Below are 13,979 nucleotides of genomic sequence, written 5' to 3' on the forward strand. Positions count from 1 at the left end.
ATAAAACCAAAAAAAAAGAAAATAAAAACCAAAAAAGTCTTTAAATTTATTCGAATATCATAGCAATTACAGACATTTAACAAAAATTAATTGAATGAATTTAAGAAAAAAATAAATATTTATTAATATAACAATCAAAATAACTTCAATATCGATTAATTTACTTTTCTATTACTAAATATTGCTAAATAACATAAAAAATGCATCCTGTTTCCAAGATGCATAAAAATATAATTTTTATAACAATTACTTAACCTTAAACGCTTTCATTTGAGGATAATAAGCAACTGAATCTAACTCTTCTTCAATTCTTAATAATTGATTATATTTTGACATACGATCTGAACGAGAAGCCGATCCCGTTTTAATTTGACCACAATTTAAAGCAACAGCCAAATCAGCAATTGTATTATCTTCAGTTTCTCCAGAACGATGAGACATTACTGAGGTAAATCCTGCATTATGAGCCATATTTACTGCAGCAATTGTTTCAGATAACGTTCCGATTTGATTCACCTTAATCAAAATTGAATTGGCAATATTTTCAGAAACACCTCTAGACAAACGCTCAACATTAGTTACAAATAAATCATCTCCAACCAATTGAACTTTATCTCCGATTTTCTCGGTTAAATATTTCCAACCTGACCAATCATCTTCATACATTCCATCTTCAATAGAAATAATTGGATATTTAGAAGCTAAATCCGCTAAATAATCAGCTTGTTCTTCAGAAGTTCTAACCACTCCTTTATCACCTTCAAATTTGGTATAATCATACTTTCCGTTAACATAAAATTCAGACGCAGCACAATCTAAAGCAATCATAATGTCTTTACCAAATACATAACCTGCATTTTCAACAGCTAATTTAATTGAATCTAAAGCATCTTCAGTTCCACCAGCTAAATTAGGCGCAAAACCACCTTCATCTCCAACTGCGGTTGATAAATTTCTATCATGCAAAACCTTTTTAAGATTATGGAAAATTTCAGTACCCATTTGCATCGCCTCTGTAAAATTCTTTGCAGAAACAGGCATAATCATAAATTCTTGGAAAGCAATCGGCGCATCAGAATGTGAACCACCATTAATGATATTCATCATTGGCACAGGTAAAGTATTAGCAGAAACTCCACCGATATAACGATATAAAGGCAAACCTAACTCATTAGCCGCAGCCTTTGCAACAGCTAAAGAGACTCCTAAGATTGCATTAGCTCCTAAATTAGATTTATTATTAGTTCCATCTAATTCAATCATCGCTAGATCAATCGCATTTTGAGAAAAAACATCAAATCCTACAATATTCTCAGCAATAATAGTATTTACGTTTTCAACTGCTTTTAAAACTCCTTTACCCATCCAGCTTTTTCTGCCATCACGTAATTCAACAGCTTCGTGCTCTCCAGTTGAAGCTCCAGAAGGAACTGCTGCTCTACCTAAAATACCATTTTCTGTTACTACATCAACTTCTACAGTTGGATTTCCACGTGAATCTAAAATTTGACGTGCATGAATTTTTACGATTGTACTCATAATTATTTAATTGTGTTGTGTTTTTTTTTTGCAAATGTAATTATTTGATTTAAAAAAAGAAGCCTAAGCTTCTTTATATTTTTTCATATTCTGAACAAACTCATCAAATAAATATTTTGAATCATTTGGTCCAGGAGATGATTCCGGATGATATTGAACTGAAAAAACTTGTTTATCTTTCAAACGAATTCCAGCAACCGTATTATCATTTAAGTGATAATGAGTAATTTCTAAATTCGGATGCGCTTCTACTTCTGCTCTATCAACAGCAAAACCATGATTTTGAGATGTAATTTCACCTTTACCAGAAATCGCATTCATAATAGGATGATTAATTCCACGGTGACCGTTAAACATTTTATAAGTTGAAACACCTTGAGAAAGTGCAATTAATTGATGTCCTAAACAAATTCCGAAAACAGGTTTATCTGAAGCAATCATTTCTTTAGCAACTTCAATAACTTCAGTCAACGGTTGAGGATCACCAGGACCATTTGATAAGAAGAAACCGTCTGGATTAAAAGCAGCTAATTCAGAAAAAGGCGTGTTATAAGGAAATACTTTTACATAAACATCACGCTCATTGAAACATCTTAAAATATTTGTTTTAATTCCTAAATCTAACGCAGCAACTTTAAATAACGCATCTTCATTACCATAAAAATAAGGTTCTTTTGTAGAAACAGCAGAAGCTAATTCTAAACCATTCATATTAGGAACTTCGTTTAAAATAGCTTGTAATTCTTCGATAGATTTTCCATCAGTCGAAATTACAGCATTCATAGCACCATTATCACGTATATAACTAACTAAAGCACGAGTATCAACATCAGAAACTACAACTAAATTTTTCTTTTCAAAATAGTCATATAACGAACCCGATGCAGCAGGACGTGAATAATTAAAACTAAAATTCTTACAAACTAAACCTGAAATTTTAATTCCATCTGAATCAACTTCATCTTCATGCACACCGTAATTTCCGATATGTGCATTTGTAGATAACATAATTTGACCGTAATATGAAGGATCCGTGAAAATTTCTTGATAACCAGTTACACCAGTATTGAAACAAATTTCACCAGTAGTTGTACCTTTAATCCCGATAGATTTACCGTAGAAAATGGTTCCATCGCTTAATAAGATAATTGCTTTATCTCTTGAAGTATATTTCATTGTTGAGTTGTTATAAACTTTGCAAAATTACAAATAAATTTTACAGATTAAAAAAGAAAATAAAAAAAAGGACAAACTATAAAAGCATGTCCTTTTTAATATAATATTCATGAATAAATAATTATTCATTAGTTTCTGTTGAAGTCTCAGCAGCAGCTTCAGTTGTAGCATCAGCTTTTTTTCTACCTCTACGAGTAGATGCTTTTTTCACTTCTTTAGTACCAGCATTGTAAAGTTCGTTGAAATCAACTAATTCGATCATCGCCATATCAGCGTTATCTCCTAAACGATTACCTAACTTAATAATACGAGTGTATCCACCTGGACGGTCTCCAACTTTAGCAGCAACTTCTCTGAATAATTCAGTTACAGCATACTTATCTTTTAAGTAAGAGAAAACAATACGACGGTTATGAGTGTCGTCTGTTTTAGATTTAGTTACTAAAGGCTCAATATATTGTTTCAAAGCTTTAGCTTTAGCAACTGTAGTGTTAATACGCTTGTGCTCAATTAATGAACAAGCCATATTAGCCAACATCGCTTTTCTGTGTGCAGATTGGCGGCTTAAGTGATTTATTTTTTTTCCGTGTCTCATTGCTTTCTAGAATTTAGACTTTGAGGTCTAGATTATTCTTTATCTAATTTGTATTTTGATAGATCCATTCCGAAAGATAAACTCTTAACTTGAACTAGTTCTTCTAATTCAGTTAATGATTTCTTACCGAAATTTCTAAATTTCATTAAATCGTTTTTGTTATAAGAAACTAAATCGCCTAATGTGTCAACTTCAGCCGCTTTTAAACAATTTAACGCTCTTACTGAAAGATCTAAATCTACCAATTTCGTTTTTAGAAGCTGTCTCATATGTAATGACTCTTCATCATATGTTTCAGTTTGAGCAATTTCATCGGCCTCAAGAGTGATTCTTTCATCAGAGAATAACATAAAATGATGAATCAACGTTTTAGCTGCTTCAGTCAATGCGTCTTTAGGATGAATAGAACCGTCTGTAACGATATCAAAAACTAATTTTTCATAATCAGTTTTTTGTTCAACACGGTAGTTCTCAATAGCATATTTAACATTTTTTACAGGCGTGTAAATAGAGTCTGTAAAAATAGTTCCTATTGGAGCGTTTGATTTTTTGTTTTCTTCTGCAGGTACATAACCACGCCCTTTTTCTATAGTTAACTCCATGTTGATCGTGATATCACTTTCTAAATTACAGATAACTAATTCAGGGTTTAAAACTTGGAATCCAGAAACGAATTTTTGGAAATCACCAGCTGTTAATTGTTCCTTACCAGTAAATGAAATGCTAACTAATTCATTATCTACATCTTCAATCTGACGTTTGAAACGTACTTGTTTTAGATTTAAAATAATTTCAGTAACATCTTCAACTACACCAGCGATAGTAGAAAACTCATGATCAACACCTTCAATACGAACTGACGTAATTGCAAATCCTTCAAGTGATGACAGAAGTACTCTTCTTAGTGCGTTACCAATGGTCAAACCGTAACCAGGTTCTAAAGGTCTAAATTCGAATTTACCTTTGAACTCGGTTGAGTCGATCATGATAACTTTATCGGGCTTTTGAAAATTAAATATTGCCATATTAAATTCGACTGAATGTCAATTATTATTTGTTGTACAACTCTACGATTAACTGTTCTTTAATGTTTTCTGGAACTTGAAGTCTAGCAGGAACAGAAACAAAAGTTCCCTCTTTAGTATCATTATTCCAAGTAATCCATTCATAAACAGCGCTAGAATTAGATAACGAACGCTCTATAGCTTCAAGAGACTTAGATTTTTCACGAACAGCTACTTTATCACCAGCTTTCAATTGGTAAGAAGGTATGTTTACTAATTCACCATTTACAGTAACGTGTCTGTGAGAAACAATTTGACGAGCAGCTCTACGAGAAGGAGCAATACCCATTCTGTAAACTACGTTATCTAATCTTGATTCACATAATTGAATTAAAACTTCACCTGTAACTCCTTTAGAAGCAGATGCTTTTTTAAACAAGTTACGAAATTGTTTTTCTAAGATACCGTAAGAGTATTTAGCTTTTTGTTTTTCCATTAACTGGATAGCGTATTCAGATTTTTTACCTCTTCTTTTCGCTTGTCCGTGTTGTCCTGGAGGGTAATTTCTTTTTTCGAATGATTTATCATCCCCGAATATTGCTTCGCCAAATTTACGAGCAATTTTAGTTTGTGGACCAGTATATCTTGCCATTTCTAAAAAAATTAAAAAAGGTAGGGATTATGAATTCAGGTCTTATCCTCCGATAATCGTATTCCTACCTTATATTATACTATTTATTAAACTCTTCTTCTTTTTGGAGGACGACATCCATTGTGAGGGATTGGAGTGATATCAATAATCTCTGTCACTTCAATTCCACTGTTATGGATTGAACGGATAGCAGATTCTCTACCATTTCCTGGCCCTTTAACGTAAACTTTCACTTTTTTAAGTCCAGCTTCTAACGCTACTTTACCACAATCTTCTGCTGCCATTTGAGCTGCATAAGGTGTGTTCTTTTTAGAACCACGGAATCCCATTTTACCTGCAGATGACCAAGAAATAACTTCACCTTTTTTGTTTGTTAACGAAATGATGATGTTATTAAATGTTGCGCTAATATGAGCTTCTCCAGTAGACTCAACTATAACTTTACGTTTTTTTGTATTTGCTTTAGCCATACTACTTATTATTTAGTTGCTTTTTTCTTGTTAGCAACAGTTTTTCTTTTACCTTTTCTTGTTCTAGAGTTGTTTTTAGTTCTCTGTCCTCTTAATGGAAGACCAGCTCTATGACGAATACCTCTGTTACATCCAATATCCATTAAACGTTTGATGTTTAATGAAATCTCTGAACGTAATTCACCTTCAATCTTGAAATAAGAAACTGCATCACGAATTGCTCCGATCTCGTCATCATTCCATTCTGAAACTTTTTTGTTCTCGTCAACTTCAGCTTTAGCTAAAATCTCTTTAGATCTACTTGAACCTATTCCGAAGATATAAGTTAAAGCAATAATTCCTCTTTTATTTTTAGGTATATCTACCCCTGCGATTCTTGCCATAATTATCCTTGTCTTTGTTTAAATCTAGGATTCTTTTTATTAATAACGTATAATCTTCCTTTTCTACGTACAATAATGCACTCTGCACTTCTTTTTTTAACTGATGCTCTTACTTTCATTTTAATAGCCTTTAGTATCTATAAGTAATTCTTGCTTTAGACAAATCATAAGGACTCATTTCTAACTTCACTTTATCACCAGGTAATAATTTGATGTAATGCATACGCATTTTTCCAGAAATATGAGCGATTACAATATGTCCATTCTCTAATTCTACACGGAACATAGCATTTGACAATGCTTCAATAATTGCTCCGTCTTGTTCTATTGCTGATTGTTTTGCCATAATTACTAAGCGATTGCTTTTCTGTTTTTACCACTTTTCATCAAGCCATCATATTGCTTGTTTAATAAGTATGAATTAACTTGTTGGATAGTATCTATCGCAACACTTACCATAATTAGTAAGGAAGTCCCTCCGTAAAACATAGCCCATCCTTGTTGAATTCCAAGCAAAGATACAGCAATTGCAGGAAATATTGCAATTATTGCTAAAAACAATGAACCTGGAAATGTAATTAAAGACATAATACGATCTAAATAATCAGCTGTTTCAGCACCTGGGCGTACACCCGGAATGAATCCACCACTGCGTTTTAAGTCGTCTGCCATCTTATTTGTAGGAACTGTAATTGCTGTGTAAAAATAAGTAAAAATTATGATTAACAAAGCAAATACTAAATTATACTCCCAACCAAATATATTACTGAAGGTTGCAGTAATTGATTGTGCGGTATCTGAAGAAGATAAACCTGCGACAGCTGCCGGTATGAACATAATTGCCTGAGCAAAGATAATAGGCATAACTCCAGAAGCATTAAGCTTTAATGGAATCCATTGTCTGTTACCTGAAACTGCAGATGCGTCGTATTCTCCCGAAGTACTTCTTCTTGCATATTGAACTGCAATTTTTCGTACTGCCATAGTCAACAAGATACACGCAATGATAATAAGTAACCAAATAACAATTTCAATTACTATCATTATTGCACCACCGTTACCTGCCGCTAAACGAGATTGTACCTCTTGGATAAACGACTGAGGTAAATTTGCAAGAATCCCAACCATAATTAATAGAGAGATTCCATTACCAATTCCTTTATCAGTGATTTTTTCACCTAACCACATAGCAAATACTGTACCTGTAGTCAAGATCAATACTGAAGAGAACAAGAAAGAAAAATCATCAAAACCTAATAAAAAAGCATCAGGAGGTAATTGTTTGTACAAATTATAGATGTAACCTGGCCCTTGAATCAAGGTAATCCCGATTGTTAACCATCTAGTGATTTGTGTCATTTTCTTTCTACCACTTTCACCATCATTTTGAAGTTTTTGTAAATATGGTACAGCTATACCCATTAACTGAACTACAATAGAAGCAGAGATATAAGGCATAATTCCAAGTGCAAAAACTGATGCTTGTGAAAAAGCTCCTCCAGTAAACACATTGATTAACCATCCAATACCCTGATCTGTCTGATCTGTTAAAGCTTGTAATCTTGTAGCATCAATACCTGGTAATGTTACTTGTGTACCAAAACGATACACAAGCAACAATCCTAAAGTTAATAAGATTTTATTCTTAAGTTCTTCAATTTTCCAAATATTGGCAAATGTTTCAAAAAACTTCTTCATACTTTATAAAGATTTATAAAGATACTACTTCTCCTCCAGCTGCTTCGATAGCCGCTTGTGCAGATGCAGTAAATTTGTGAGCAGTAACTTTCAATTTAGACTTAAGCTCTCCTCTTCCCAAAATCTTTACTAAGCTCTTTTTAGAAGTTAATCCATTTTCTACTAACGTGTTGAAATCAACAGTGTCAGTTATAATTCCATTATCAACCATTAATTGTAAAGTATCAAGGTTAATCCCTACGTACTCAACTCTGTTGATATTTTTAAAACCAAATTTAGGTACACGTCTCTGTAAAGGCATTTGCCCTCCTTCAAAACCAATTTTCTTAGAATAACCTGAACGAGATTTAGCTCCTTTGTGACCTCTTGTAGAAGTACCACCTTTACCAGAACCTTCTCCGCGTCCTACTCTTTTATTTTGATTATGTACAGAACCGATTGCTGGTTGTAAATTACTTAAATTCATATTCAATAAATTAATTAATTTCTTCTACAGAAACCAAATGTTGAACTTTATTTACCATTCCTTTGATAGCTGGTGTATTATCATGCTCAACAACTTGTCCCATTTTACGTAATCCTAAAGCCGCTAACGTTCTTTTTTGATTCTCAGGACAATTGATTTTGCTTCTTACTTGTTTTACTTTAATTTTTGACATAATACTCAAAATTAAGATTTAAATACTTTCTCTAAAGAAATTCCTCTTTGTTTTGCAACAGTAAGAGCACTTCTCATTTGTAATAAAGCATCAAAAGTTGCTTTAACTACGTTATGAGGGTTTGAAGATCCTTGAGATTTTGATAATACATTGTGAATCCCTACAGATTCTAATACTGAACGTACAGAACCACCAGCAATTACTCCAGTACCTAATGAAGCAGGAATTAAGAAAACTCTTGCACCACCAAATTTACCTTTTTGCTCGTGAGGAATAGTACTTCCATTTAATGGAATACGAACTAAGTTTTTCTTAGCATCTTCTACTGCTTTCGCAATTGCTTCAGAAACATCTTTTGATTTACCTAAACCATGACCCACTACACCGTTTTCGTCACCTACTACAACTACAGCAGAGAACCCGAAAGCTCTACCACCTTTAGTTACTTTAGTAACACGGTTTACACTAACTAAACGATCTTTTAAATCAAGACCACTTGGTTTTACAAATTCTACGTTTTTATAATTTTGATACATAACTAATTAGAATTTTAATCCAGCTTCTCTAGCTCCGTCAGCTAATGATTTAACACGTCCGTGGTATAAATATCCACCTCTATCAAAAGAGATTGTATCGATACCAGCTTTTAAAGCTTTCTCTGCGATAAGTTTTCCAACTGATGCAGCAGTTTCAATTTTGGTTGTTCCGGTTACTCCTGCTTCTCTTGAAGATGCAGCTACTAGAGTTGTTCCGTTTACGTCATCTACGATTTGAGCATAGATTTCTTTATTGCTTCTAAATACAGATAATCTTGGTCTAGCAGCTGTACCACTAACGATTTTTCTAACTCTGTATTTAATTCTTTGTCTTCTTTCAGATTTGTTTAATGACATGGTCTTAATTTTTAAGCTGATTTACCTGCTTTTCTTCTTAACTCTTCTCCAACAAACTTAATTCCTTTTCCTTTGTAAGGCTCTGGTTTACGGAAAGAACGAATCTTTGCAGCCACTTGTCCTAAAAGTTGTTTGTCTGAAGAAATTAATTTAACGATTGGGTTTTTACCTTTTTCAGAAATAGTTTCTACAGTCACTTCTGAAACAATATCTAAAACGATATTGTGTGAAAAACCTAAAGCTAAATCTAAAACTTGACCTTGATTAGATGCACGGTAACCCACACCAACTAATTCAAGAGATTTAGTAAATCCTTCTGTTACACCAACAATCATATTGTTGATTAAACTTCTATATAAACCGTGTTTAGATCTCAAATCTTTAGCGTCAGAAGAACGCTCAACGATAACTTGTCCTTCTTCTACTTTTACAGTTACATCAGAGTAAGACTGTGAAAGCTCTCCTAATTTTCCTTTTACTACAACAACACCTTCGTTAACAGTAACTGTAACATCAGCAGGAATTGTAATTGGATTTTTACCTATTCTTGACATTTCTATAGTCTTTTTATTAGTATACGTAACAGATTACTTCACCACCAACATTTAACTGTTTAGCTTTTTTACCTGTCATTAAACCTTTAGATGTTGAAACAATAGCAATACCTAAACCATTTAAAATTCTAGGTAAATCTGCCGACGAAGCATATTTACGTAACCCTGGTTTACTAATTCTTTGGATATCTCTGATAACTGACTCTTTCGTGTCTTTATCATATTTTAAAGCAATTTTGATTGTACCTTGAACAGTATCATTTTCAAATTTGTAGCTTAAAATATATCCTTGTTCGAATAAAATTTTTGTAATTTCTTTTTTGAAATTAGATGCAGGAATCTCAACAACTCTATGGTTTGCACGAACTGCATTTCTAATTCTTGTTAAGAAATCTGCGATAGGATCTGTATACATAATGTATGATTTACGGTTACGGTTTTCAAATTAATTGAACCTACAACCAATTAAAATTTTTTACCAACTTGCTTTTTTAACTCCAGGAATTAATCCTTGATTAGCCATTTCACGGAATGTAACACGTGAAAGACCGAACTGACGCATATACCCTCTTGGACGACCAGTTAATTTACAACGATTGTGTAAACGTACTGGAGATGCATTTTTAGGTAATTTTTGTAACGCTTCGTAATCACCAGCTTCTTTTAAAGCTTTACGTTTTGCAGCATATTTTGCAACTAACGCTTCTCTTTTAGCCTCACGGGCTTTCATTGATTCTTTAGCCATGCTTTAGTTCTTTTTAAAAGGTAATCCTAGTTCAGAAAGTAATGATTTTGCTTCTTTGTCTGTTTCAGCAGATGTAACGAAGGTAATATCAAAACCAGCAATTTTGTTAACTTTATCGATATCAATTTCTGGGAAAATGATTTGCTCAACGATACCTAAGTTATAGTTTCCTCTACCGTCAAATCCATTAGATTTGATACCAGAAAAATCTCTTACACGTGGTAATGAAGAAGTAACTAGACGATCTAAAAACTCGTACATTTTTTCTCCACGTAAAGTAACCTTAGCACCAATTGGCATTCCTTTTCTTAATTTGAAAGAAGCAACGTCTTTCTTAGAAATTGTAGCAACTGCTTTTTGTCCAGTAATTTTAGTTAATTCCTCTACAGCGTAGTCAACTAATTTTTTATCTGAAACTGCAGCTCCAACTCCACGGCTTACAACAATTTTCTCAAGTTTAGGAACTTGCATCACATTTTTGTAACCGAATTCTTCAGTTAGAGCAGAGATAACTCTGTCTCTATATTCTTGTTTAAGTCTTGGTATATAAGTCATGACTATAATACTTGATTAGATTTTTTAGAAACTCTTACTTTCTTATCACCTTCCATTCTGTAAGCTACTTTAGTAGTTTCGTTAGTTTTTGGATCAACTAACTGAATGTTTGAGATTTGAATTGCAGCTTCTTTCTTAACAATTCCACCTTGAGGATTTGTAGCACTTGGTTTTGTATGTTTCGAAACCATGTTTACACCTTCAACGATTGCTTTGTTTTTATCACGTAATACACGTAAAACCTTTCCTTCTGAACCTTTATGGTCACCAGCGATAACTCTAACGATATCTCCTGATTTAATTTTTAGCTTTATCATCTTAATTACGAATTAAAGCACTTCTGGTGCTAATGATACAATTTTCATGAATTGTTTTTCACGAAGTTCTCTTGCAACAGGACCAAAAACACGAGTTCCTCTCATTTCTCCAGCAGCATTCAACAATACGCAAGCGTTATCATCGAATCTGATGTAAGAACCATCAGCTCTTCTCACTTCTTTTTTGGTACGTACAACAACTGCAGTAGATACTGTTCCTTTTTTAACATTACTGTTAGGAGCAGCGTCTTTAATAGCTACTACAATTTTATCTCCAACAGAGGCATAACGACGTTTCGTTCCTCCTAAAACACGGATAGTCAAAACTTCTTTTGCTCCTGTGTTATCTGCTACTTTTAATCTAGATTCCTGTTGTAACATAATTATTTCGCTCTTTCAATGATTTCAACTAATCTCCAACATTTGTTTTTAGATAAAGGACGTGTTTCCATGATCTTTACCGTATCTCCAATGTTACAGTCGTTTAATTCGTCGTGTGCAACATATTTCTTAGTTTTCAACACGAACTTTCCGTATAATGGGTGTTTTACTCTTTTAGTTTCAGAAACAACGATTGATTTCGTCATTTTGTTACTAGTAACAACACCTATTCTTTCTTTTCTTAAATTTCTTTTTTCCATCTTTCAGCAGAATACAATTATTGTAACTTTTTGCTTAGCTCAGTATTAACTCTAGCGATAGTTCTTCTTAAAGATCTAATTTGTAGAGGATTCTCAATAGGAGAAATAGTGTGAGCTGATTTTAGGTCGGTATAAGTTTTCTTTAACTGACTAAGTTTTTCTTGTAACTCAGCTGCAGATAGATTAATTATCTCTGATTGTTTCATAATATTCATTAGATTATGCTTCGAAATCTCTAGCAACGATAAACTTAGTTTTTACTGGTAGTTTTTGTGCTGCTAAGCGTAACGCTTCTTTAGCTACTGCTAATGGCACTCCTCCTACTTCAAACATAATTCTTCCTGGTTTAACAACTGCAGCCCAATATTCAACTGCACCTTTACCTTTACCCATACGTACTTCTAAAGGCTTTTTAGTAATAGGCTTGTCTGGGAAAATTTTGATCCACAATTGACCTTCTCTTTTCATGAAACGAGTTGCAGCAATACGTGCAGCTTCGATTTGGCGAGAAGTAATGAATGAATAATCTAAAGATTTAATACCAAACATTCCGTTTGAAAGCTCATGTCCTCTTTGAGACACTCCCTTCATTTTACCTTTCTGTACCTTACGGTATTTTGTTCTTTTAGGCTGTAACATTTTTCTTTAGTTTAAAAATTACTTTCTTTTGTTGCGTTGGTTCGGTTTTGATGGTCTTCCTGATCCTGAAGGTTTAGATGCTTTTTGCTTATCCATACCAGCTAACGGAGAAAGATCTCTTTTACCATAAACCTCACCTTTCATGATCCATACTTTAATACCCATTCTACCGTAAGTAGTGTGAGCTTCAGCTAAAGCATAATCAATATCAGCACGGAAAGTTGATAAAGGAATACGACCTTCTTTGAAGTTCTCTGAACGAGCCATTTCTGCCCCATTCAAACGACCTGAAATTTGAACTTTCATACCTTCAGCGTTCATTCTCATTGCAGCCGCGATTGCCATTTTAATAGCACGACGATAAGAAATTCTTCCTTCGATTTGACGAGCGATGCTTGTTGCAGCCAAATAAGCATCTAATTCTGGTCTTTTAATTTCAAAGATGTTGATTTGTACCTCTTTGTTAGTAATTTTCTTAAGTTCTTCTTTTAACTTGTCTACCTCTTGCCCACCTTTACCAATGATGATTCCAGGACGAGCTGTAGTGATAGTAACGGTTACAAGCTTTAAAGATCTCTCGATAATTATTTTAGAAACACTAGCTTTTGCTAAACGAGCATGGATATACTTTCTGATTTTTGCATCTTCAGCAAGTTTATCACCATAATCATTTCCACCGTACCAGTTTGAGTCCCATCCTCTGATGATACCAAGGCGATTTCCGATTGGATTTGTCTTTTGTCCCATACTGTTTATTAATTGCTTTGTGTATTATTATTAGCTCCTAAAACGATAGTAACGTGGTTAGAGCGTTTTCTGATTCTGTGTGCACGACCTTGTGGTGCTGGACGTAATCTTTTTAACATCATACCTCCATCAACGCGGATCTCTTTTACAAATAATTCTGCTTCCTCGATATTTGCATCACTATTTTTAGCTTGCCAGTTAGCAATAGCTGATAATAATAGTTTTTCTAATCTTCCTGAAGCTTCTTTTGTACTAAATTTTAATATATTAAGAGCATTCTCAACTTTCTGACCTCTAACTAAATCTGCAACTAAACGCATTTTACGAGGTGAAGTTGGGCAATTGTTTAGCTTAGCAAAAGCAATACTCTTGTTTGCTTCTTTAATCTGCTCTGCTCTTTCTCTTTTACGAACTCCCATAGCTTCTTATTATTTTTTTCCTTTATTTTTTGCACCAGCGTGACCTCTAAAAGATCTTGTTGGCGAAAATTCTCCTAATTTATGTCCTACCATGTTTTCTGTTACGTAAACAGGTACAAATTGACGACCGTTATGAACAGCGATTGTTTGTCCAACGAAGTCAGGAGTAATCATAGATGCTCTTGACCAAGTTTTTACAACTGCTTTATTTCCATTTTCTGCGTTCGCTAAAACTTTTTTCTCAAGTTTAAAGTGAACAAAAGGTCCTTTCTTTAATGAACGTGCCATACTTA

Annotated in this window: 26 protein-coding genes; all 26 read right to left on the reverse strand. The window is 33.6% G+C overall.

Features of this window, described 5'->3' with window-relative positions; translation table 11 throughout:
- Positions 1–246: 246 nt before the first annotated feature.
- Complete coding sequence (gene eno, locus EG240_RS07475) at positions 247–1,539, reverse strand: phosphopyruvate hydratase (RefSeq protein ID WP_125018774.1); 1,293 nt, start codon at positions 1,537–1,539, stop codon at positions 247–249.
- A gap of 63 nt (positions 1,540–1,602) precedes the next feature.
- Positions 1,603–2,715 carry a glutamine-hydrolyzing carbamoyl-phosphate synthase small subunit gene (gene carA, locus EG240_RS07480; protein ID WP_125018775.1) on the reverse strand — a complete coding sequence of 371 codons (1,113 nt, stop codon included), beginning with the start codon at positions 2,713–2,715 and terminating at the stop codon, positions 1,603–1,605.
- Between the two features lie 121 nt (positions 2,716–2,836).
- Positions 2,837–3,310, reverse strand: coding sequence for a 50S ribosomal protein L17 (gene rplQ, locus EG240_RS07485; protein WP_125018776.1), 474 nt, complete (start codon positions 3,308–3,310; stop codon positions 2,837–2,839).
- Between the two features lie 32 nt (positions 3,311–3,342).
- Positions 3,343–4,335: a DNA-directed RNA polymerase subunit alpha gene (locus tag EG240_RS07490; RefSeq protein ID WP_125018777.1), complete on the reverse strand. Its 993-nt coding sequence runs from the start codon at positions 4,333–4,335 to the stop codon at positions 3,343–3,345.
- Positions 4,336–4,360: 25 nt separating this feature from the next.
- Positions 4,361–4,966 carry a 30S ribosomal protein S4 gene (rpsD, locus tag EG240_RS07495; RefSeq protein WP_125018778.1) on the reverse strand — a complete coding sequence of 202 codons (606 nt, stop codon included), beginning with the start codon at positions 4,964–4,966 and terminating at the stop codon, positions 4,361–4,363.
- A gap of 86 nt (positions 4,967–5,052) precedes the next feature.
- Positions 5,053–5,436: a 30S ribosomal protein S11 gene (gene rpsK, locus EG240_RS07500; protein WP_091522117.1), complete on the reverse strand. Its 384-nt coding sequence runs from the start codon at positions 5,434–5,436 to the stop codon at positions 5,053–5,055.
- Positions 5,437–5,444: 8 nt separating this feature from the next.
- Positions 5,445–5,819, reverse strand: coding sequence for a 30S ribosomal protein S13 (gene rpsM / locus EG240_RS07505; RefSeq protein ID WP_125018779.1), 375 nt, complete (start codon positions 5,817–5,819; stop codon positions 5,445–5,447).
- A gap of 2 nt (positions 5,820–5,821) precedes the next feature.
- On the reverse strand, positions 5,822–5,938 hold the full coding sequence (gene ykgO / locus EG240_RS07510) for a type B 50S ribosomal protein L36 (RefSeq protein WP_002987490.1): 117 nt from the start codon (positions 5,936–5,938) through the stop codon (positions 5,822–5,824).
- Positions 5,939–5,949: 11 nt separating this feature from the next.
- A complete protein-coding gene (infA, locus tag EG240_RS07515; protein ID WP_011963449.1) occupies positions 5,950–6,165 on the reverse strand; it encodes a translation initiation factor IF-1 in 216 nt (71 codons plus the stop codon).
- Positions 6,166–6,170: 5 nt separating this feature from the next.
- The gene (gene secY / locus EG240_RS07520) at positions 6,171–7,517 is read right to left on the reverse strand and encodes a preprotein translocase subunit SecY (protein WP_125018780.1); all 1,347 of its coding nucleotides are present in this window, start codon (positions 7,515–7,517) and stop codon (positions 6,171–6,173) included.
- Positions 7,518–7,530: 13 nt separating this feature from the next.
- Entirely contained in the window at positions 7,531–7,983 is a 453-nt protein-coding gene (gene rplO, locus EG240_RS07525; RefSeq protein ID WP_125018781.1) for a 50S ribosomal protein L15, read from the reverse strand.
- A 10-nt stretch (positions 7,984–7,993) separates the two neighbouring features.
- A complete protein-coding gene (gene rpmD / locus EG240_RS07530) occupies positions 7,994–8,176 on the reverse strand; it encodes a 50S ribosomal protein L30 (protein ID WP_125018782.1) in 183 nt (60 codons plus the stop codon).
- Between the two features lie 11 nt (positions 8,177–8,187).
- A complete protein-coding gene (gene rpsE / locus EG240_RS07535) occupies positions 8,188–8,712 on the reverse strand; it encodes a 30S ribosomal protein S5 (protein WP_125018783.1) in 525 nt (174 codons plus the stop codon).
- 6 nt (positions 8,713–8,718) lie between these two features.
- A complete protein-coding gene (rplR, locus tag EG240_RS07540) occupies positions 8,719–9,069 on the reverse strand; it encodes a 50S ribosomal protein L18 (RefSeq protein ID WP_125018784.1) in 351 nt (116 codons plus the stop codon).
- 11 nt (positions 9,070–9,080) lie between these two features.
- A complete protein-coding gene (gene rplF / locus EG240_RS07545; RefSeq protein ID WP_125018785.1) occupies positions 9,081–9,623 on the reverse strand; it encodes a 50S ribosomal protein L6 in 543 nt (180 codons plus the stop codon).
- A 16-nt stretch (positions 9,624–9,639) separates the two neighbouring features.
- A complete protein-coding gene (gene rpsH / locus EG240_RS07550; RefSeq protein ID WP_125018786.1) occupies positions 9,640–10,038 on the reverse strand; it encodes a 30S ribosomal protein S8 in 399 nt (132 codons plus the stop codon).
- A 60-nt stretch (positions 10,039–10,098) separates the two neighbouring features.
- Positions 10,099–10,368 (reverse strand): 30S ribosomal protein S14, encoded by a 270-nt coding sequence (gene rpsN / locus EG240_RS07555; RefSeq protein ID WP_125018787.1) that lies wholly within the window; start codon positions 10,366–10,368, stop codon positions 10,099–10,101.
- Between the two features lie 3 nt (positions 10,369–10,371).
- Positions 10,372–10,923: a 50S ribosomal protein L5 gene (gene rplE, locus EG240_RS07560; protein WP_125018788.1), complete on the reverse strand. Its 552-nt coding sequence runs from the start codon at positions 10,921–10,923 to the stop codon at positions 10,372–10,374.
- A gap of 2 nt (positions 10,924–10,925) precedes the next feature.
- Positions 10,926–11,240, reverse strand: coding sequence for a 50S ribosomal protein L24 (gene rplX / locus EG240_RS07565; protein ID WP_125018789.1), 315 nt, complete (start codon positions 11,238–11,240; stop codon positions 10,926–10,928).
- Positions 11,241–11,252: 12 nt separating this feature from the next.
- Positions 11,253–11,621, reverse strand: coding sequence for a 50S ribosomal protein L14 (gene rplN, locus EG240_RS07570; RefSeq protein ID WP_125018790.1), 369 nt, complete (start codon positions 11,619–11,621; stop codon positions 11,253–11,255).
- 2 nt (positions 11,622–11,623) lie between these two features.
- Positions 11,624–11,881 (reverse strand): 30S ribosomal protein S17, encoded by a 258-nt coding sequence (gene rpsQ / locus EG240_RS07575; protein ID WP_125018791.1) that lies wholly within the window; start codon positions 11,879–11,881, stop codon positions 11,624–11,626.
- 17 nt (positions 11,882–11,898) lie between these two features.
- A complete protein-coding gene (rpmC, locus tag EG240_RS07580) occupies positions 11,899–12,087 on the reverse strand; it encodes a 50S ribosomal protein L29 (RefSeq protein WP_125018792.1) in 189 nt (62 codons plus the stop codon).
- 13 nt (positions 12,088–12,100) lie between these two features.
- Positions 12,101–12,520, reverse strand: coding sequence for a 50S ribosomal protein L16 (rplP, locus tag EG240_RS07585; protein ID WP_125018793.1), 420 nt, complete (start codon positions 12,518–12,520; stop codon positions 12,101–12,103).
- An 18-nt stretch (positions 12,521–12,538) separates the two neighbouring features.
- Complete coding sequence (gene rpsC / locus EG240_RS07590; RefSeq protein ID WP_125018794.1) at positions 12,539–13,267, reverse strand: 30S ribosomal protein S3; 729 nt, start codon at positions 13,265–13,267, stop codon at positions 12,539–12,541.
- 8 nt (positions 13,268–13,275) lie between these two features.
- Positions 13,276–13,686, reverse strand: coding sequence for a 50S ribosomal protein L22 (gene rplV / locus EG240_RS07595; protein WP_125018795.1), 411 nt, complete (start codon positions 13,684–13,686; stop codon positions 13,276–13,278).
- A 9-nt stretch (positions 13,687–13,695) separates the two neighbouring features.
- Positions 13,696–13,974: a 30S ribosomal protein S19 gene (rpsS, locus tag EG240_RS07600; protein WP_125018796.1), complete on the reverse strand. Its 279-nt coding sequence runs from the start codon at positions 13,972–13,974 to the stop codon at positions 13,696–13,698.
- Positions 13,975–13,979 lie beyond the last annotated feature (5 nt).

It is taken from the genome of Paenimyroides tangerinum (assembly GCF_003865405.1).
Classification (GTDB): Bacteria; Bacteroidota; Bacteroidia; order Flavobacteriales; family Flavobacteriaceae; genus Flavobacterium; species Flavobacterium tangerinum.